At 70.8% G+C, this 20,075-nt stretch carries 16 protein-coding genes; 10 read left to right on the top strand and 6 right to left on the bottom strand.

The window, feature by feature from the left end; all coding sequences use genetic code 11:
* Nucleotides 1–83 precede the first annotated feature (83 nt).
* The gene (locus tag HUT10_RS36730; RefSeq protein ID WP_176175382.1) at nt 84–1,202 is read left to right on the top strand and encodes an aromatic ring-hydroxylating dioxygenase subunit alpha; all 1,119 of its coding nucleotides are present in this window, start codon (nt 84–86) and stop codon (nt 1,200–1,202) included.
* Here HUT10_RS36730 and HUT10_RS36725 read toward each other — a convergent pair.
* Nucleotides 1,199–1,843 carry a GntR family transcriptional regulator gene (locus HUT10_RS36725; RefSeq protein ID WP_176175381.1) on the bottom strand — a complete coding sequence of 215 codons (645 nt, stop codon included), beginning with the start codon at nt 1,841–1,843 and terminating at the stop codon, nt 1,199–1,201. The genes HUT10_RS36730 and HUT10_RS36725 overlap by 4 nt on opposite strands.
* A 62-nt stretch (nt 1,844–1,905) precedes the next feature.
* On the opposite strand from HUT10_RS36725, the gene HUT10_RS36720 reads away from it, so the two are divergent.
* From HUT10_RS36720 to HUT10_RS36685, 8 genes are all read left to right on the top strand, one after another.
* Nucleotides 1,906–3,117, top strand: coding sequence for a sarcosine oxidase subunit beta family protein (locus HUT10_RS36720; protein WP_176175380.1), 1,212 nt, complete (start codon nt 1,906–1,908; stop codon nt 3,115–3,117).
* A gap of 23 nt (nt 3,118–3,140) precedes the next feature.
* Nucleotides 3,141–3,419: a sarcosine oxidase subunit delta gene (locus HUT10_RS36715; protein WP_176175379.1), complete on the top strand. Its 279-nt coding sequence runs from the start codon at nt 3,141–3,143 to the stop codon at nt 3,417–3,419.
* Complete coding sequence (locus tag HUT10_RS36710) at nt 3,416–5,986, top strand: 2Fe-2S iron-sulfur cluster-binding protein (RefSeq protein ID WP_176175378.1); 2,571 nt, start codon at nt 3,416–3,418, stop codon at nt 5,984–5,986. The genes HUT10_RS36715 and HUT10_RS36710 overlap by 4 nt, the downstream gene beginning before the upstream one ends.
* Nucleotides 5,976–6,443 carry a sarcosine oxidase subunit gamma gene (locus tag HUT10_RS36705; RefSeq protein ID WP_176175377.1) on the top strand — a complete coding sequence of 156 codons (468 nt, stop codon included), beginning with the start codon at nt 5,976–5,978 and terminating at the stop codon, nt 6,441–6,443. The genes HUT10_RS36710 and HUT10_RS36705 overlap by 11 nt, the downstream gene beginning before the upstream one ends.
* Nucleotides 6,440–7,282: a formyltetrahydrofolate deformylase gene (purU, locus tag HUT10_RS36700; protein WP_176175376.1), complete on the top strand. Its 843-nt coding sequence runs from the start codon at nt 6,440–6,442 to the stop codon at nt 7,280–7,282. The genes HUT10_RS36705 and purU overlap by 4 nt, the downstream gene beginning before the upstream one ends.
* A 13-nt stretch (nt 7,283–7,295) precedes the next feature.
* On the top strand, nt 7,296–9,731 hold the full coding sequence (locus HUT10_RS36695; protein WP_176175375.1) for an FAD-dependent oxidoreductase: 2,436 nt from the start codon (nt 7,296–7,298) through the stop codon (nt 9,729–9,731).
* Between the two features lie 200 nt (nt 9,732–9,931).
* Nucleotides 9,932–10,627, top strand: a complete 696-nt coding sequence (locus HUT10_RS36690; RefSeq protein ID WP_176175374.1) for a response regulator transcription factor — start codon at nt 9,932–9,934, stop codon at nt 10,625–10,627.
* Nucleotides 10,617–12,380, top strand: coding sequence for a cell wall metabolism sensor histidine kinase WalK (locus tag HUT10_RS36685; protein WP_176175373.1), 1,764 nt, complete (start codon nt 10,617–10,619; stop codon nt 12,378–12,380). The genes HUT10_RS36690 and HUT10_RS36685 overlap by 11 nt, the downstream gene beginning before the upstream one ends.
* Here HUT10_RS36685 and HUT10_RS36680 read toward each other — a convergent pair.
* The 3 genes from HUT10_RS36680 to HUT10_RS36670 form a co-directional block, all read right to left on the bottom strand.
* On the bottom strand, nt 12,359–13,510 hold the full coding sequence (locus HUT10_RS36680) for a 4-hydroxybenzoate 3-monooxygenase (protein WP_176175372.1): 1,152 nt from the start codon (nt 13,508–13,510) through the stop codon (nt 12,359–12,361). The two genes, HUT10_RS36685 and HUT10_RS36680, sit on opposite strands and share 22 nt — an antisense overlap.
* A 73-nt stretch (nt 13,511–13,583) precedes the next feature.
* Nucleotides 13,584–14,336, bottom strand: coding sequence for an IclR family transcriptional regulator (locus HUT10_RS36675; RefSeq protein WP_176178211.1), 753 nt, complete (start codon nt 14,334–14,336; stop codon nt 13,584–13,586).
* A 47-nt stretch (nt 14,337–14,383) separates the two neighbouring features.
* Nucleotides 14,384–16,147 (bottom strand): chitinase, encoded by a 1,764-nt coding sequence (locus HUT10_RS36670; protein ID WP_176175371.1) that lies wholly within the window; start codon nt 16,145–16,147, stop codon nt 14,384–14,386.
* Nucleotides 16,148–16,824: 677 nt separating this feature from the next.
* Here HUT10_RS36670 and HUT10_RS36665 point away from each other — a divergent pair.
* A complete protein-coding gene (locus HUT10_RS36665) occupies nt 16,825–17,247 on the top strand; it encodes a hypothetical protein (protein WP_176175370.1) in 423 nt (140 codons plus the stop codon).
* Here HUT10_RS36665 and HUT10_RS36660 read toward each other — a convergent pair.
* Both HUT10_RS36660 and HUT10_RS36655 read right to left on the bottom strand, forming a co-directional pair.
* On the bottom strand, nt 17,225–19,135 hold the full coding sequence (locus tag HUT10_RS36660; RefSeq protein ID WP_176175369.1) for a serine/threonine-protein kinase: 1,911 nt from the start codon (nt 19,133–19,135) through the stop codon (nt 17,225–17,227). The genes HUT10_RS36665 and HUT10_RS36660 overlap by 23 nt on opposite strands.
* Nucleotides 19,132–19,917: a hypothetical protein gene (locus HUT10_RS36655; RefSeq protein WP_176175368.1), complete on the bottom strand. Its 786-nt coding sequence runs from the start codon at nt 19,915–19,917 to the stop codon at nt 19,132–19,134. Before HUT10_RS36655 ends, HUT10_RS36660 begins: the two co-directional genes overlap by 4 nt.
* Between the last annotated feature and the right edge of the window lie 158 nt (nt 19,918–20,075).

Below are 20,075 nucleotides of genomic sequence, written 5' to 3'. Positions count from 1 at the left end.
GGCAGTCACTCTGTTCCGGAGTGAGCAACAAGACGCGTTCTGCGCAACTACTCCCGAACTGATCCGCGGAGAGGACCACGCCGGTGACCGCTATCGATCTCCCTCCGAGCCTGCTCGCCACCCTGCCCGGCGCCGCCTACACCGACCCGGCGATCTTCGCGGCCGAGCAGGCGAAGATCTTCGAAGCGGACTGGTTCTGCGCTGTGCGCAGCGCCGACCTCGCCGGGCCGGGTGCGTTCGAGACGGTCCAGGTCGGCAAGGAGAGCGTGCTCGTCTCGCGGGGCCGGGACGGGAAGCTGAACGCCTTCCTCAACGTCTGCCGCCACCGCGGCGCCCGGCTGTGCACGGCCGAAACCGGTACCGTCAAGCGCGCTTTCCAGTGCCCGTACCACGCCTGGACGTACGGCCTCGACGGCAAGCTGATCGCCGCGCCGAACCTGACCGGGATGCCGGACGTCGACCGCGTCGAATTCGGCCTGACCAAGGTCCACCTGCGGGAGTGGCTCGGTTACGCCTGGGTCTGCCTGGCCGACGAACCGCCGTCGTTCGAGGAGACGGTGGTCGGGGCGGTCACCGAGCGGCTCGGCGGCCCGACCGAGATCGACGCCTACGGCATCGACGGCCTGGCGCTGGGCAAGCGCATCGAGTACGACGTGAAGGCGAACTGGAAGCAGATCATCGAGAACTTCATGGAGTGCTACCACTGCGCGACGATCCACCCGGAGCTCACCGAGGTGCTCCCGGAGTTCGCCGACGGCTACGCCGCGCAGTACTACGTCGGCCACGGCGCCGAGTTCGGCGGCGACATCAAGGGTTTCACCGTCGACGGCTCGGAAGGCGTCGACCGCCTGCCCGGGGTCACCGAGGCCCAGGACCGCCGGTACTACGCGATCACCATCAAGCCGGGCGTGTTCGTCAACCTCGTCCCGGACCACGTGATCATCCACCGGATGTTCCCGCTCGCCCCGGACCGGACGCTGGTCCGCTGCGACTGGCTGTACCTGCCCGAAGTCGTCGAGTCAGGCACGGACCTGAGCCGCTCGGTGGAGCTGTTCCACCGCGTCAACCTGCAGGACTTCGAGGCGTGCGAACGCTGCCAGCTGGCGATGGACTCGCGCTCGTACGCGAACGGCGGGGTGCTCGTGCCCAGCGAGCACCACATCGGCGCGTTCCACGACTGGGTCCGGGCCAGATTGGCCTAGATCAGCGCGCGGATGGCGGCCTCGAACCCGGTGACGTGCGCGTGCGTCAACGCGGCGGCCTTCTCGGCGTCGCCCTCGATGATCGCGGTGAGGAGCGGGACGTGCTCGTGGACGTGGCCGGCCATCCCGGACAGCCGGGGCACGAACACGCACCAGATCCGGGTGGCGAGGTTGTCGTACCGGATCAGCGTGTCCTCGAGGAACGGGTTGTGCACGCACCGGTAGATCGCCCGGTGCAGGGCGAGGTCGGTGCGCAGCAGTTCGGCGTTGTCTCCCGGGACACCGGCGTCGAGCTGCGCGCGCAACTCGGTCAGGGCCGCCCGGTCGGTGTCCGTGGCCCGCGAGGCCGCGGCGGCCGTCGCCATCGGTTCGAGGGTGCGGCGGACCTCGGAGATGTGCGCGAGGTCGGAGATGTTGACGTCGGTGGCGAACGTCCCCCGCCGCGGGTAGGCGACGACCAGCCGTTCGGACTCCAGCCGTTTCAGCGCCTCGCGGATCGGCGTCCGGCCCATGCCGAGCTCGGCGCCGAGCTCCTCTTCGTTGAGGGGCGAGCCCGGCGGGATGTCCAGCATGACCAGGCGATCACGGACGAACAGGTACGCCTGCTCGGCCAGCGACGGGGGATTGACCTGCGGGTGCATGGCGCTTAGCCTACATCGACGATTGATATATCAGAAGTCGACCAGTCCTCGGAGGACGCTCGATGACCGATCTGCCGGAGCACCCGGACTTCCTCTGGGACAACCCCGGGCCTCGCCGGAGTTACGACGTGGTCGTCGTGGGTGGCGGCGGGCACGGCCTGGCCACCGCGTACTACCTGGCCAAGCAGGGCATCAGAGATGTGGCCGTGCTGGAGAAGGGCTGGCTCGCGGGTGGCAACATGGCCCGCAACACCACGATCATCCGCTCCAACTACCTCTGGGACGAAAGCTCCGGCATCTACGAGCACTCCCTCAAGCTGTGGGAGGGCCTCGAAGAGGACCTCGGCTACCCCATCCTGTTCAGCCAGCGCGGGGTGCTCAACCTGGCGCACAGCCTGCAGGACGTCCGCGACAGCGTCCGCCGCGTCGAGGCCAACAAGCTCAACGGCATCGACGCCGAGTGGGTGGACGCCGATCGCGTCAAGGAGATCTGCCCGATCGTCAACACCTCGCCGGACGTCCGCTACCCGGTGCTCGGCGCGACCTTCCAGCCGCGCGCGGGGATCGCCAAGCACGACTACGTGGCCTGGGGTTACGCCCGCGCCGCGCACGCGATGGGTGTCGACCTCATCCAGAACTGCGAGGTCACCGGGATCACGACGAACAGCGGCCGGGTCACCGGGGTCGAGACGTCGAGGGGCCGGATCGCCGCGGGCAAGGTGGCGCTGTGCGCGGCCGGGCACACCTCGGTGCTGGCGAAGATGGTCGGTCTCGACCTGCCGCTGACCTCGCACCCGCTGCAGGCGCTGGTGTCCGAGCTGCTGGAGCCGATCCACCCGACGGTCGTCATGTCGAACGCCGTGCACGTCTACGTTTCCCAGGCCCACAAGGGCGAACTCGTGATGGGCGCCGGCATCGATTCCTACAACGGCTACGGCCAGCGCGGCTCGTTCCACATCATCGAGCAGCAGATGGCGGCCGCGCTGGAGCTGTTCCCGGTGTTCGCGCGGGCGCACCTGCTGCGGACGTGGGCCGGGATCGTCGACACCAGCCCCGACGCGTCGCCGATCATCGGACTGACCCCGGTCGAGAACCTGTTCCTCAACTGCGGCTGGGGCACCGGCGGCTTCAAAGCCACGCCCGGTGTCGGGGACGTCTTCGCGCAGACCATCGCGCGGGGCAAGCCGCACGAGTACGCCGAACCGTTCACTTTGGACCGGTTCACCACCGGTGCCCTCGTCGACGAGCACGGCGCCGCCGCCGTCGCGCACTGACTCATTCAAAAGCAGGAGTCTCGATGCAACTGATTCCCTGCCCCTGGTGCGGGCCACGCGAGGAAGCCGAGTTCCACTACGGCGGCCAGGCACACCTCGCTTACCCCGACGACCCGTCGGCACTGTCCGATGAGGACTGGGCGAAGTTCGTCTTCTTCCGCGAGAACCCCAGCGGGCCGTTCGCCGAACGCTGGAGCCACTCGGCGGGCTGCCGCCGGTGGTTCAACGCCGTCCGCGACACCCGCACCCACGACCTGCTGGCGGTCTACCGCCTCGACGAGCCCAGGCCGGTGATCCCGTGACCCGACTGTCCGGCGTCCCCCTCAAGTTCACCTTCGACGGCCGGGAGCTGACCGGGTACCTCGGCGACACCCTGGCGTCGGCGTTGCTGGCCAACGGCATCCACCAGGTCGCGACCAGCATCAAGTACGGCCGCCCACGGGGCATCGTCGGTGCCGGCGTCGAGGACTCGAACGCGCTGGTGCAGATCGAAGCGCCGTTCCCGGAGCCGATGCTGAGCGCGACGACCGTCGAGCTGTACGACGGCCTGGAGGCTCGTGGCCTGCGCGGTCAGGGGCGGCTCGCCACCGAACCGGACCCGGCGCGGTACGACGCCAAGCACGCCCACTGCGACGTCCTGGTCATCGGCGCCGGGCCTGCCGGGCGCGCTGCCGCTGCCGCCGCTTCCGGCCGGGTGCTGCTCGTCGACGACCAGCCTGACGGCGAAGCCCCGGAAGGCGTCCGGTTCCTCTCGCGCACCACGGCGTTCGGCGTCTACGACGACGGGTTCGTGCTGGCGCTGGAGCGCCGAGGTGAACCCCCCGAGCGCATTTCGCGGCAGCGCGTGTGGCGGATCCGGGCGAAACGGATCGTCGTCGCCACCGGCGCCCACGAGCGGCCGATCGTGTTCCCGGACAACGACCGCCCCGGCATCATGCTCGCCTCGGCCGCGCGCACGTACCTGAACCGCTACGGCGTCCTCGCCGGGCGGCGCGTGGTCGTGTTCACCACCAACGACTCCGCTCTCGAAGCCGCTTCCGAGCTGGCGGCGGCCGGGGCCGAGATCGTGCGGATCGTCGACGCCCGCGAGGGCTACGGCGTCATCGGCACCGACGGCGACCAGCACATCACGGCCGCACACGTGGCGAAGCTGGGTGAGCCGGAGGGGGAGCGCGTCGAGTGCGATCTGCTGCTCGTGTCCGGCGGCTGGAACCCGGTGGTCCACCTCTACAGCCAGGCCCGCGGCACCCTCCGGTACTCGCCGGAACTCGGGGCGTACGTCCCGGACGGCTCGCTGCCGAACGTGACCGTCGTCGGCGCGGCCGCGGGCGAAGGCCTGCCGGAAACGAAGGTGCTCTGGCAGGTACCTGCGCCTGAGTCCGAAGTGGACACGCGGTTCGTGGACCAGCAGCGGGACGCGACCGTCTCCGACGTCCTGCGCGCCACCGGGGCCGGGCTGCGCTCGCTGGAGCACGTCAAGCGCTACACGACCATCGGCACCGCGCACGACCAGGGCAAGACGTCCGGCATGCTCGCCGCCGGCATCACCGCCGAAGCCCTCGGCGTCGACCTCGCCGACCGCCGTCCGACCACGTTCCGGCCGCCGTACACGCCGGTGTCCTTCGCGGCGCTCGCCGGGCGGAACCGCGGTGACCTGCACGATCCCGTGCGCGTCACGACGATCCACCCGTGGCACGTCGAGCACGGTGCCGAGTTCGAGAACGTCGGCCAGTGGAAGCGGCCGTGGTACTACCCGCGGCCCGGCGAGTCGATGGCCGACGCCGTTCGCCGCGAGTGCCGGGCGGCCCGCAACGACGTCGCGTGCATGGACGGGTCCACCCTGGGCAAGATCGACGTCCAGGGCCCGGACGCCGGCTGGTTCCTCGACATGCTCTACACGAACATGATGAGCAACCTGCGCGTCGGTCGCATCCGCTACGGCGTGATGTGCGGCGTCGACGGCATGGTGATCGACGACGGCACGGTCATCCGCGTCGCCGAGAACCGCTTCCTGGTCACCACGACGACCGGCAACGCGGCGATGGTCCTCGAGTGGATGGAGGAGTGGCTCCAGACGGAATGGCCGCACCTGAACGTGTTCGCCACCTCGGTGACCGAACACTGGACCACGATCCCGCTGGTCGGGCCGCGGTCACGGGAAGTCCTCGGCCGCCTGGCGCCGGACCTGGACGTCTCGAACGCGGTCTTCGGGTTCATGACCTGGCAGGACGCCGAGGTCGCGGGCATCCCGGCGCGCGTGTGCCGGATCAGCTTCTCCGGTGAACTGGCGTACGAGATCAACGTCCCGTCGTGGCACGGTCCCGCGCTTTGGCAGTCCATAGTTGACCAGGGCGCCACGCCGTACGGCACCGAGACCATGCACGTCCTGCGCGCCGAGAAGGGCTACCCGATCATCGGCCAGGACACCGACGGCACGGTCACCCCGCACGACCTCGGGATGTCCTGGGCGGTGTCGAAGAAGAAAGCCGACTTCATCGGCAAGCGCTCCTTCGCCCGCGCCGAGAACAACCGCCCCGACCGGAAGCAATTCGTGGGCCTCCTGCCGGTGGATCCGTCGGTGCTGCTGCCGGAAGGCTCGCAGATCATCTCGCCCGAGGCACTCTTTACCGCCGAGGGCGCATCGAACACAGCCGAGACCGTGCCCCCACCGCCGGTGCGGATGCTCGGCCACGTCACCTCCAGCTACGACAGCGCCGCCCTCGGCCGCACCTTCGCCCTCGCGTTGGTGCGCTCCGGCCGGGAGCGGATCGGCGAAACGCTGTACGTGCCGGTCGGCGACCAGGTGGTGCCGGTGACCGTGACCGAATCCGTGCTCTTCGACAAGGAAGGAGCCCGCCGTGACGGTTGACCTCACCGAAGAGAAGTTCCGCACCCAGCTCACCGTCCGCCTCCGCGAAGGCGAGTCGCTCCTCGGCGTCCCCCTGCCCGGCCCGTGCACCTTCACCGGCGGCAACGACGTCGAAATCCTCTGGATGGGTCCCGACGAATACCTCGTCCTCGCCGGACCCGGCCGCCAGGCCGAGCTGGAAGCCGCCCTGTCCGGGGAAAGCGACGCCGTGGTGGACGTCTCGGCGCAGCGCAACGTCTACCGGCTCAGCGGGGAGTACGCGGCCGACGTCCTGGCCCACGGGTGCTCGATGGACCTGGAGCTGTCCCCGCCCGGCACCTGCGTGCAGACGCTGTTCGCGCGAACCGGGATCGTCCTCGTGGTCCGGGAGGACGGCTACACGATCCTCGTGCGGCAGTCCTTTTCGGACTACTTCACGGCCTGGCTGGCCGATGCGAGCCTGGAGTACGTCCGATGACCTTCACCCTGACCCTCAAGTGCCCCGAGCGTTCGGGCATCGTCCACGCCGTCACGACGTTCCTCGTCGGGCAGGGCTGTGACATCGTCGAGCACCAGCAGTTCGACGACGACGTCCGCGGCTCGCTCTTCCTGCGCACCTCCTTCACCTGCGCCGAACCGGCCACAGTGGACGATCTGACGCGCGCGTTCGCGCCGGTGGCCGGCGACTTCGGGATGGAGTTCGGCTTTTCCGACGGCACCCCGCCGCGGATCCTGGTGATGGTCTCGAAGTTCGGGCACTGCCTCAACGACCTGCTGTTCCGCTGGCGCGCGGGCGGCCTCGGTGCCGAGATCGCCGTGGTCGTGTCCAACCACGAGGACCTGCGGCCGATGGCCGAGGCGGCCGGGGTGCCGTTCGTGCACGTCCCGGTCACGCCGGAGACCAAGCCGGAGGCCGAGCAGCGGCTGCTCGACCTGGTCGGCGAGTACGAAGTGGACCTGGTGGTGCTGGCCCGGTACATGCAGGTGCTGTCCAACGAACTGTGCCAGAAGCTCGAAGGCCGCGCGATCAACATCCACCACTCGTTCCTGCCCGGCTTCAAGGGCGCCAAGCCCTACCACCAGGCCTACGACCGCGGCGTCAAGTACGTCGGCGCGACCGCGCACTACGTCACCCCCGACCTCGACGAGGGCCCGATCATCGAGCAGGAGGTCCAGCGCGTCGACCACACGTACTCACCGCGCGAGCTGGTGACCGTCGGCAGCGACGCCGAAGCCCTCGCCCTCTCCCGCGCGGTGCGCTGGCACTGCGAACGCCGCGTCCTGCTCAACGGCAACAGCACTGTTGTGTTCCGGTAGAAGGAGTTCCGCCATGAGTGCACCGAAGGTCGTGATCATCGGCGCCGGCATCGTCGGCGCGAACCTCGCCGACGAGCTGACCGCCCGCGGCTGGACCGACGTCACCGTGCTCGACCGGGGCCCGCTGCCGCGCACCGGTGGGTCCACCTCGCACGCGCCCGGGCTGGTCTTCCAGACCAACGCCTCCAAGGCGATGACGGACTTCGCGCGCTACACCGTTTCGAAGCTGACGGAGCTGGACTGCTTCCTCCAGGTCGGCGGCATGGAGGTCGCGACCACCCCGGCCCGCTGGGAGGACCTCAAGCGCAAGCACGGCTGGGCGACGTCGTGGGGCGTGCCGGGTTCGCTCATCGACGCTTCCGAATGTGCCGAGCGCTGGCCGCTCCTGGACGAGTCGCGGATCTTCGGCGCGCTGCACGTCCCGACCGACGGGCTCGCGCGAGCCGCCAAGGCGGTCGAGGTGCTCGCCCGGCGCGCGACTTCGCGGGGCGCCCGGTTCATCGGATCCACGCAGGTCACGGACGTTCTGCAGGAGGGCGGCCGGGTCACCGGCGTCCGGACCGGCCATGGCGACTTCCCGGCGGACGTCGTCGTGTCGTGCGCCGGGTTCTGGGGCCGCGAGATCGGTGCCATGGCGGGCATGGACGTGCCGCTCCTGCCGCTGGCCCACCAGTACGTGAAGACCGGCCCGGTCGCGGAACTCGTCGGGCGCAACACCGAGCAGGTCGAGGCGAGCCTGCCGATCCTGCGCCACCAGGACCAGGACCTGTACTTCCGCGAGCACGTCGACCGGCTCGGCATCGGCTCCTACGCCCACCGCCCGATGCCGGTCGACGAGTCCACGTTGGACCACTCGGTGACCGAGACGGCGATGCCGTCGATGCTGCCCTTCACCGAGGACGACTTCGCGCCCTCGTGGGAGGAGAGCAAGCTGCTGCTGCCCGCGCTCGGCGGGACCAAGGTCGAAGAGGGCTTCAACGGCATCTTCTCCTTCACCCCGGACGGCCAGTCGCTGGTCGGCGAGTCGGCCGACGTCCGCGGCTTCTGGCTGGCCGAAGCGATCTGGGTGACGCACTCCGCGGGTATCGCGAAGGCGGTCGCCGAACTGCTCGTCGACGGGCATTCCGAGGTGGACACCCACGACATCGACGTGCACCGCTTCGAGGCGGTCCAGCTCGCGCCCTCGTACGTCAGCGAGACGGCGCAGCAGAACTTCGTCGAGGTCTACGACATCCTGCACCCGCTGCAGCCCAAGCTGTCCCCGCGCGACCTGCGGGTGACGCCGTTCCACGCGCGGCAGCGCGAGCTGGGCGCGGTGTTCCTGGAAGCGGGGGGCTGGGAGCGGCCGCACTGGTTCGAGGCCAACGCACCGCTGCTGAAGAAGCTGCCGCACGAGGTGTTGCCGCCCGCCCGGGACTCGTGGTCGGCGCAGTTCCACTCGCCGATCGCGGCGGCCGAGGCGTGGCAGACGCGCAACGGCGTCGCGCTCTACGACATGACGCCGTTGAAGCGGGTCGAGATCAGCGGGCCGGGCTCGCTGGAGTTCCTGCAGTCGCTGACCACCAACCAGCTCGACAAATCGGTCGGCTCGGTGACGTACACACTGATGCTGGACGCCGCGGGCGGCGTGCGGAGTGACGTCACCGTCGCCCGGCTCGAACCCGAGGTCTTCCAGGTCGGCATCAACGGGAACATCGACGTCGACCACTTCGTCAAGCACGCGCCGGCCGGGGTGCAGGTCCGGGACACCACCGGCGGCACCTGCTGCATCGGCGTCTGGGGGCCGCTGGCGCGGGACCTCGTGCAGCCGCTCTCGGGCGAGGACTTCTCGCACACCGGCTTGAAGTACTTCCGGGCCCGCAAAGCGCGGATCGCCGGGGTGCCGGTGGTCGCGATGCGACTGTCCTATGTGGGCGAACTCGGCTGGGAGATCTACACGAGCGCGGACAACGGCCTGCGGCTGTGGGACGCGCTGTGGGCGGCCGGCCGGCCCCTTGGCGTGATCGCGGCCGGGCGGGCGGCGTTCAACAGCCTGCGGCTGGAAAAGGGCTACCGGCTGTGGGGCACCGACATGACCACCGAGCACGACCCGTACGAGGCCGGGCTGGCGTTCGCCGTGCGTCCCGCCAAGGGCGAGTTCCTGGGCCGGTCCGCCATCGACGGCCGCAGTGAGGAGACGGCGGCCCGGCGGTTGCGGTGCCTGACGATCGACGACGGCCGGACGGTCGTACTGGGCAAGGAACCGGTGTTCGTCGACGGCGTGGCCTCGGGGTACGTGACGAGTGCCGCCTACGGGTACACCATCGGCCGTCCGATCGCCTACGCGTGGCTCCCGGCGTCGGCGGACATCGGCAGCAGCGTGGAGATCGAGTACTTCGGCCGCCGGGTCACGGCCACCGTGGCGGCCGAGCCGCTGGTCGACCCCGGCATGGAACGGATCCGGCGGTGAAGCCGGTCACGTAGGGTCGCCCCCCGCTCTCGAACGGGTAATCCACAGCAACTCCATGGAAGCGCACCAGGAAATTCTCAGGATCGGGGCGTTTCCTGGAGGGCCGGAGGCTTGTCGAGAGCTGGAGCCGGGCGCGCCAAGGTGTGAAGATCCGGTCAGGATGCGGTGGCAACGGTGTCAGGGCGCCTACCCTCGACGCCGTGTGCGCACGTGTACTGGTCGCGGAGGACGACGAGAAGCAGGCCGAGGTCCTCCGGCTCTACCTCGAAAGCGAAGGCCACACCGTGGTGCTGGCCCCGGACGGCCGGGCGGCGCTCGACGAGGCCCGCCGCGACCGGCCCGACCTGCTGGTCCTCGACGTGATGATGCCGAAGGTCGACGGCCTCGACGTCTGCCGGGTGCTGCGGCAGGAGTCCGACGTCGCCGTGCTCATGCTCACCGCGCGCGCCACCGAGGACGACCTGCTGCTCGGCCTGGACCTCGGCGCCGACGACTACCTGACCAAGCCGTACAGCCCGCGCGAGCTGATGGCCCGCGTCCGGACGCTGCTGCGGCGCACCGCCGGCCGCCGCGAGCCGCCCGACACCGCGTTGCGCGCGGGCGGGCTGCGGCTCGACCCGGTGCGGCACGAGGTGTCCGTCGGCGGCCGCCCGGTCGAGACCACTCCGGGCGAGTTCCAGCTCCTGGAGACGATGATCCGGCAGCCGGGCCGGGTGTTCACCCGCCGCCAGCTGCTCGAACTGACCCGTGGTGACGACCGGTTCGTCAGCACCCGGATCATCGACGTCCACGTGCTCAACCTGCGCAAGAAGCTCGAACCGGACCCGCAGAAGCCCGTCTACCTGCGGACCGTCTTCGGCGTCGGGTACAAGCTGACGGCGGAAGATGACGCGTAGCTTCCCGAGGCGGCGCAGTCTCGTCGTCCGGCTCACGGCCGTTTCGCTGCTCATCGCCCTCGCCTCCATCGCGGCGACCGCGTGGCTCGCGGTGCAGACCACCACCCGCGCGATCCAGCAGGAGCAGGGCCAGGCCCTCTCCGGCGACGCGACGATCTACACCGAGCTGCTCGGCTTCGCCGCGGCGAACCACACGTGGGACCAGGTCGGCCCGCGGCTCAAGGCACTGTCGGAGCAGACCGGCCGCCGGGTCGTGCTGACCACGCTCGACCGGCACGTCCTCGGCGACTCCGGTGGCACGCCGGTCACCCTGCCGGTCAAGGCGACCGCGTCGGTCGACCCGCTGCACGTCGACCCGGTGCTGCTGCCCCAGGCCGGGACGAGCGGCATCGACCCGCGCGCGGTCGGCCCGTTCAAGCTGCCGCCGTCCGAACGCGAAGAGCTCACCACGCTGGCCACGAAGGCCGCCGCCTGCCTGGCCATGGTCGGCCTGCCCGGCCAGGTGCGCGACTCGCCGAGCGGGCGGCCGCAGCTGGCCGGGCTCGATCCGCTCTCCGCCCGCTACTTCGCCGGCAAGTGCCTGCTCTTCGACCTGGCCGAGCCGACGCCGACCGAGCGGACCGCGCTCGCCGCCCTGAACGAGGCCGTCAACCGCTGCCTGCAGAGCCAGGGCGGCGGAGAGGTGAAGCTGGACTTGGACCTGCAGGCCCGCGACGCCGGCGACCAGCGGCCGCTGCAGGGTTGCGTCGATTCGGCCCGCCGCGAGCAGCTCACGCCGTACGTCGCGCCGCCCGCGCTGCTGTTCACGCTCGGCCCCGGCGGCTCGCCGCTGCCGACGTTCACCCTGTCCCGGGAGAACCTCGCCCGGATCCTCGCGGTGACCGGCGGCGTGCTGCTGCTCGCCGTCGCGCTCACCGCGCTCGTCGCGCGGCGGCTGTCCCGCCCGCTGCGGGCGCTGACCGAGGCGGCGCAGCAGGACCGGCCGGCGCCGGTCAAGTCCCGCGACGAGGTCGGCTACCTCGCCGCCGCGTTCAACGACCTGACCGCGCGCCGCGAACGCATCGAGGAGCAGCGGAAGGCGATGGTCAGCGACATCGCCCACGAGCTGCGCAACCCGCTCAACGTCATCCGCGGCCGGCTGGAGGCCGCCGAAGACGGGCACCTGCCGTTCGACCGGGCCCTCAGCGCGTCGCTGCTCGAAGAGACCGTGCTGCTGCAGCACATCGTCGACGACCTGCAGGACCTCGCCGCGGCCGACGCCGGGCAGCTTCGCCTGCACCCGGAGCCGCTCGACGCGGCCGAGCTGGCCGGCCACGTCGCCGCGGCGCACGCCGACCGCGCCGCCGCGGCCGGGGTCACGCTCGCCGTGGCGACTGTGGGCGACTGCGCGCTGGAGGCCGACCCGGTGCGGCTGCGGCAGGTCGTCGGCAACCTGGTGACGAACGCGGTCCGCCACACCCCGCCCGGCGGCCGGGTGACGATCCGCGTTGCGTCCACTGTGGACGAGGTGACGCTGGCCGTGGCGGACACCGGGACCGGCATCGCCGCCGAGGACCTGCCGCACGTGTTCGACCGGTTCTGGCGGGCCGAGAAGTCCCGCAGCCGCCAGACCGGCGGCAGCGGGCTCGGCCTGGCCATCGTGCGCCACCTCGTGCAGGCACACGGCGGGACGGTGACCGCCGAGTCCGAAGTGGACACCGGGTCGACGTTCACCGTCCGGTTGCCGGTGGGCTACAGGGGCAGGCCGGCGTAGTTCTCGGCCAGCTCGGTCTTCGCGGCCGCCGACGTCACCGTGCGGTGGAGCTGGGAGAGCTGGAGCTGGGCGTCGAAGTCATCGCCGTGGCGGTGCAGCATCGACGTCATCCACCAGGAGAAGTGCGTGCAGCGCCAGACCCGCCGCAGCGCCGTCTCCGAGTACGCGTCCACGAGCCGGTCGTCGCCGCGGAACGACGCCGTCAGCGCCCGCGCCAGCAGCGCGACGTCCGCCACCGCCAGGTTCAGGCCCTTGGCCCCGGTCGGCGGCACGATGTGCGCCGCGTCGCCGGCCAGGTAGAGGTTCCCGTGCCGCATCGGGGTGGTCACGAAGCTGCGCATCGGGAGCACGCTCTTTTCCGTGATCGGCCCGGTCTCCAGCGTCCACCCCGCGACGCCGAGCCGCTCGGACAGCGCGGTCCAGATCCGGTCGTCGCTCCACTGCGCGATGTCCTCGTCCGGCGTCACCTGCAAGTAGAACCGGCTCACCCGCGGCGAGCGCATGCTGTGCATCGCGAAGCCGTCCGGGTGCCAGGCGTAGATCAGCTCGTCGGTCGACGGCGCGACGTCGGCGAGCACGCCGAGCCACGCGAACGGGTAGGCCCGTTCCCACACCTGCGGCCCGGGGACCGAGGCGCGGCTCGGCCCGTGGAACCCGTCGCAGCCGACGACGGCGTCCGCGTCGATCCGCCGCGCGACTCCGTCGGAGTCCACGAAGGACACCGACGGCTGCCCGGTGACGTCGTCCAGGACGACGTCGGTGACCGAGTAGTACGCCGGGTGGCCCGCCTTGTCCCTGGCCGCCATCAGGTCCTTGGTCACCTCGGTCTGCCCGTAGACCGTCACGGACCGGCCGATGAGGTCGGTGAAGTCGACGTGGTGGCGGTTCTCCGGCCACTGGAGGTAAATGCCGCGGTGCTCCATGCCCTCGACGTCGAGCCGGGCGCCGAGGCCGACCTCCCGCAGCAGCTCGACCGTGCCCGCTTCGAGGATGCCGGCGCGGATGCGCGCCTGGACGTACTCGGCGGTCTGCCGTTCGAGCAGCACCGAGTCGATGCCTTCGAGCCCGAGCAGGTGGGACAGCAGCAGCCCGGCCGGGCCGGCGCCGACGATGGCTACCTGGGTGCGCACTGGAGACGTCCTTTCCCACGACCGAGCCCCGAGCATGGATCGGCGACCCGGGGCACCACCACCACATTCTCATTCATTGAGAGGAATTCCCCATCGCCCGCGAGATCCCCCGCGCCGCCGCCCGCAGGGCCGGGATCTGCGCCCGCGCGTTCCGGTCGTTGGGCACGATCACCGACAGCGCGGCGACGACGTCTCCGCCGGGCCCCCGCAGCGGAACGGCGATGCCCGTGGTCTCTTCGTCGATGAAGCCGGCGCAGAGGGCGTAGCCGGTGCGCCGGACGTCGGCGAGGAACCGCCGCAGCCGGGCGGCGTCGGTCAGCGTCGTCCGCCGGTAGGCTTCGAGGGGGCCGGCCAGCACCTGTTCCTGCAGGTCGGCGGGGGCATGGGCGAGCAGCACGAGCCCCGAGGAGGAGGCGTGCAGCGGCAGCCGCCCGGCCACCCGTGTCACGTTGACGACCGCACCGGGCGCCGAGAGCCGCTCGACGAACAGCACCTCCCGGTCTTCCAGCACCGCGAGCTGCGTGTGGTGCCCGACGACGGCGTGCAGGTCCTCCATGAACGGCATGGCGGCTTCGCGCAGGCCGAGCGTCGGCGAAGCGCGCGACGCGAGTTCCCACAGCCGCACGCCGACGCGGACCCGCCGGTCGGGCTCCCGCAGCAGCCACCCGTACCCGACGAGCTCCTCGACCAGCCGCGACGCGGTGGCGACGGGCAGGTCCGCCCGCCGCGCGATGTCGGTGACGCGCAGGGCGGGCGCGTCCGGCCCGAAGGTCTCGAAGATGCGCACGACACGGCGGAGCACGGACTCGCCCTGCGCCGGTTTCACCACGTCAGCAGTGTGCCCCACCCGCGCGGCGGGGCACACCGCCGACGTCAGGGAAGGGCGTTCAGGAACGGCTCGTGGCTGTTCTGGAACTCCCAGTTGTAGTACTTGTCCCAGTTGATCGACCAGGTCATCAACCCGCGGAAGGCGGGTGACGTGCCCCCGCGCAGGGAGTAGGAGCCACAGCCACTGCCCTTGACCAGGCAGTTCACCGCGGTCTGCACATCGGCGGGCGAGGTGTAGCCGTTGCCCGCGCTGACGGCGGCGGGCAGCCCGATGGCGATCTGGTCGGGGCGCAGGCCGGGGAAGAACTGCCCGGTGTTCGCCACGGTGAAGCCGGCCTTGAGCATGTCGGTCATGGCGATGTGGAACTCGGCGCCGCCCATGTTGTGGTAGGTGTTGTCGAGGCCCATGACCGGGCCGGAGTTGTAGTCCTGGACGTGCAGCACGGTGAGCGAGTCCCGCAGCGCGTGGATGACGGGCAGGTAGGCCCCGGTCCGCGCGTCACCGGCGCCCGAGCCGCCGTAGAACTGGTAGCCGACCTGCACGAAAAAGGTTTCCGGCGCCATCGTGAGCACGAAGCCCGAGCCGTACTTGGCCTTGAGCGTCTTGAGCGCGGAGATCAGGTTGACGATGACGGGCGTGGTCGGGTTCCGGAAGTCGGTGTCCCCGGCGTTGAGCGACAGCGAGTGCCCTTCGAAGTCGACGTCGAGCCCGTTGAGGCCGTACTTGTCGATGATGGCGGAGACGGAGCTGACGAACTTGTCCCGGGCGGCGGTGGTGGTGAGCTGGACCTGGCCGTTCTGGCCGCCGATGGAGATCAGGACCTTCTTGCCCTGAGCCTGCTTGGCCTTGATGGCCGCGGTGAAGTCGGCATCGCTCTCGACGTTCGGGCATTCGCTGACGGGGCACCGGGTGAACCGGATGTCCCCGGAGGTGACGGAGGTGGGCTCGCCGAAGGCAAGATCGATGATGTCCCAGGCGGCGGGCACATCGGCCATCCGCACATAGCCGGAGCCGTTGGCGAAGCTGGCGTGCAGGTACCCGACGAGGGCGTGCTTGGGAAGGCCGGTGTCAACGCAGCCGCTGGTGGTGGCGCTGGCAGCAGAGCTCTTCGCCGACTCACCGGCACTGTTGTAGGCGGCGACGGAGTAGCTGTGGGTTTCGCAGGCTTTGAGCCCGGAGACGGTGGCGCTGGTCGAAGTGGTGGTGGCAACGACGGCGGCACCTTCGTAGACGCGGTACCCGGTGACGGTCCCGGCGCTGGCACCCCAGCTCAGCCCGATGGAGGTACTGGTGACGCCGGTGGTCTGGGGTGAACCGGGGACACCGGGCGTACCGGGGGTGTTCCCACCCGGCCCATCGAGGACGACGTCGTCGGCGTAGTAGGTGCCGGCGCCGTACCAGCCGTGGAGGTAGAGCTGGGCGGAGGTCTGGTTACCGGTGGTGAAGGTGAGCTGGAGCTGGTTGTAGGCGGAGTTGCCGGACCAGGTCGAGGGCCCACCGGTGATGCCGAGGTAGACGGGATTGCCCCGAACCCAGGCGGAGACGGTGTAGGTGGTGTTGGCCTGAACGGAGACAGTCTGCGAGCACTGTGCGTAGTCAGAGCCAACGGGAGTACCGGCAAGGGCATAGCTGCCGGAGTGAACGGGACTACTGACGGTGGCCGCATTGGCGCAGGTCCACCCGGACAGCGACCCGGCTTCGAAGCCGGGGTTGGCGAGAAGGTTGGCGGCCTGAGCGGGAACGGCGAGAAGGCAGGAGAGGGCAAGCAGGAAGGCGGCGAGGGTTGCGGACAGTCGGGAACGCCTCATCGGGTCCTCCAGTCGGGGAGAGACCTTAATTGTCTGGACCAATGTACGAGTTGTCCAGACCAAAAGGAGGGGTCCTGCGACGAGATCGGGAGGGCAGCCGGGTGAGCGACCACGGCAGGCGGCCAGGCGGCCAGGCGGCCGGGCGGCCAGGCGGCCAGGGCCGATAGGACGGCAGGCCAGCCGGAGGCGGCGAGCAGCGAGGGCGGCAGGGCAACGCGAGGGACAAGCAGCGAAGGCGGCAGAGCACCAAGAGACAGCAACGGGCGCAGGCCCCCGACCACACCCCCCTGCCGACCCGATACAGAGCCGCATCAGCGGCCGTCACGCCGGGTCAAGGCACGCTTTCCCGCCTTGACGCGGCGTGACGGCCGTTGAACAATCCGGCGATCGGGTCGGTGGCACCCACTCACCGAACATTCAAGCGCCCAACCCCAAGAGATCAAGCCACAAGCTCACGCAAAGTGACGACCAGCCCCCCGTGCAAAGAAGATCACCCACCAGGAACCCGGCTCGTCACAACCCGTACCCCACATCACTCATTAGCCTGAAAACCCATGCAAGCCAAAGCATCCAACCCGAGAACCGCTTCGGGTGAAGATCGCCCGCACCCCTTCCCGGCGTCCGGAAAATCCCTATCTTCTGAAAGGGACGCTCAGTGAGAACAGGGGATACTCGTCATGACCCAGTCGCTGGAACTCCCGGTCCAGGAATTCTGTCTCGATTGGACGCTCACGGGCGACGAAGGCGCCCGGGTCGGGATCACCCTGTCCGGGCAGGTGTCCCTGCTGGACAACAACCGGTTCTACAAGATCGACGGCGTCGTCTACGTCACCGAGGGTGATGCGGACATCCGCGCCGTCGGGAACCCGCGGATCTCCGTGCGCCGCAACGGTGTCGAGAAGAGCGGGCGGCAGTGGGGCTGGGAGATGTGCTCGGCGCGCAAGAGCCTCGGCGCGCTGAACACGATGGAGGGCTACTTCGTCCGCACCGGCTACTGGGCGCCCGCCGACCGCGCGATCCAGCTGAGCCTCTGCGCCGAACACGGGTGGAGCCGGCGCAAGAGCTACAGCCCGCACGTCACCGTCCGGATGGTCGACTGACCACTGTGGACGCCCGCCGCCGCGCCGCCGCGACGACCAGCCCGGCCGCGACGGCGCCCGCCACCGCGCACCCGGCCCCGAACCCCGGCGACGGCTCGTGCACCCGCAGCACCGACACGCACAGCCACACCGCGGCGCCGAACAGCAGCCCCAGCACGGGCCCGCCGACGGCCGCGCCCCGCCAGCGGTGGCCGTTGCGGATCGTCCGCAGCCCCGATTCGAGGTAGGCGAGGGCGAACAACGCCAGGATGAGGCTGCCCGCGCCCATCGCGCTGGCCAGCGGGTGCTGGCTGGTGAGCAGGGTGAAGGTCTGGGTGGTCGAGCCGGTCCGCACGTCGGCGGTGACGGCGCCCCCGACGATCCACCGCGCGATCGCCGGCAGGGTGAGCTCGGCGGTGAAGCCGTTGCCGTCGGGCTTGGCCTGGGTGGCCGCGGACCCGAGCGGAATCCCGGCGGCGGAGAGGTCGAGCGCGACCGCCCCGGGATTCCCGGGCCCGGTGAGAACGAGCGGCTTGCTGAGGTCCACCTCGACGGGCGTGGAGACGGAGGCACCCCCGAGGTTCAGGGTGCTCGACGCCTGGTGCGGCACCCGTGCGGGGTTGAGCAGCGCCAGCACGACGAGAACGATCGCCGCGGCCGCGGCGGCCAGCCGCAGCCATACCACGACGGCCTGGGAAGCACCGGCACCCTCGACGCCGGCACCGGTAGCGCCACCGGGCCACCCGGTGCCGTCGGCACCCGGCCCGGCGCCACCCGCGCCGCCAGGCCGACCCGCTCCGGCCCCGCCTTCACCGCCAGGCCGGCCCACCCCGGCGCCGCCGGGCCGGCCCGCTCCGGCGGCCACCCCCGCACCGCCCGCGCCGCCGGGCCACCCGGTGCCGTCGGCACCCGGCCCGAGCTGCCCGTCCGGCGCTCCGACCAGCGTGGCCCCGGGCCGCGCGACCGGGCGCGTCCGCGCCTCCGCGGGCGGCGCCGGCGCGGTCGCCGAATTCAACCCCGCGATCACCCGCGGCGTCAGGTGCAGCACCGGCACCCCGGACCGCTCCAGCCAGCCCGGCCCGTACACCACCGTCGCCGCCGCGGCGAGGTCGGCCGCGAACGACTCCGCCTCCCGGTAGCGAGCGTCCAGCTCGCGGGCCAAGCTGCGCATCACCACGCCGGCGATCGGTGCCGGCACCCCCGAGATCGGCTGCGGGTCGGTGAACATGTGCTGGCGCATCATGCTGATCGCGCCGCGGGTGTTGTCGAACGGCAAGCGGCCCGACAGCAGCTCGTACAGCACCGTCCCCGCCGCGTACACGTCGGCCGCCGGGCTCAGCGCGTTGCCCATTGCCTGCTCCGGTGCGATGTACGCCGGGGTTCCGAGGATCTCGCCACCGTGCGTCACCAGCGTGGCGCCCTCGCTGATCACCCTGGCGATGCCGAAGTCCGCCACCTTGACCACGCCCTGCGTGCTGAACAGCAGGTTCCGCGGCTTGACGTCGAGGTGCAGCACCCCCGCCCGGTGCGCCGCGTGCAGCCCGGCCAGCATCGCCAGCCCGATCGCGCACGCCTGCTCGCCGCTGACGCCGCCGCCGTGGAAGCGGCTGTGCACCGTCCCGCCGTCGAGCCGCTCCATCACCAGCAGGTGCTCGCGGCCGGTGCGGACGTAGTCGTACACCGGCACGATGTGCGGGTGGTCCAGGCTGGCCAGCACCCGGGCCTCGCGGTCGAACAGCTCGCTGCTCGACGCGTGGTTGAGCACGTCCCACGGCAGCTGCTTGATCGCGACACTGCGCCCCAGCGTCCGGTGCACGCCGGCGAACACGACACCCATGCCGCCTTCGCCGATCGTCTCCCCGATTTCGTACTGCGGCAGGGCGGCGACCAGCTCGGCCGGTGCGCTCATCGGGTGAATTCCTGGGTCGACGGGACCGGGAGCTGGACCGTCTTGTCACTTTCGGCCACCGCGGGCGGCGCCGGGTGCGGGGTCAGGTAGCCGAGCAGGAACGCGATCGCCGCCGCGCCGAGCACCACCGGGATCTCGATCGCCGGCTCGGGCGGGACCAGGCGCAGCACCGACAGGCTGATCACCGCGACCAGCCCGGTGCCGAACCCGGCGGGCAGGAACCGCACCCCGCGGCGCCAGCGGTTGGGCGCCAGCCGGTGGCGGGCCAGCGCGAGCAGCGCGGTCACCCAGGCCAGGATCGTCAGCACGAGCATCGCCAGGCCGAAGACGCCGTAGACCGACCAGAAGGAGCCGCGGACGTCGGCGACCGTCGTGGCCTCACCCAGCGTGACGCGCCCGGCGTCGAGCAGCTCGACCGACGACGGCAGCAGCCCGGTCGCCTGTCCGGCCAGGTCGCCGAGGTCGAGGACGAACGTCCGGGACACCGTGCCGCGAGCCGGCACTTCGAAGGGCGCGGTCGTGTCGTAGGCGAAGAACGTCAGCGCGAGCGCCACCCCGGAGAGCCGCACGCTGCGGACCTTGACCGGTGCGCTGCCGGAGTTGGTCGCGACGACCTGCAGCTCCACCTGGTTCGCCGGATCGATCGGGACGGTGGCGTCCTCGATCGGCCGCTGGTCGATCGAAACCTGCAGCCGCAGTGACCCGGAGTCCGCCGACGCGGGCGGCGCCCCCAGCAGCAAGCACAAACCCAACGCAACCCCCGCCGCGATGACACGTCCCATTGGGCATCCCCTACTTGCGTTATCCGACTGGTCCGGAATGCTACAGCGAGCACACACCGGGGAGGGACGTCCCAATGCGATTCGTGGTTCGGCTGTTTTTCGGCGCCGTGGCCGGAACGTTGCTTCTGCTCGTGGGCGCGGGCACGGGTAACGCACAA

Origin of the sequence: Amycolatopsis sp. Hca4 (assembly GCF_013364075.1) — a bacterium.
Classification (GTDB): Bacteria; Actinomycetota; Actinomycetes; order Mycobacteriales; family Pseudonocardiaceae; genus Amycolatopsis.
This window is presented reverse-complemented; position numbering and strand designations above follow the sequence as displayed.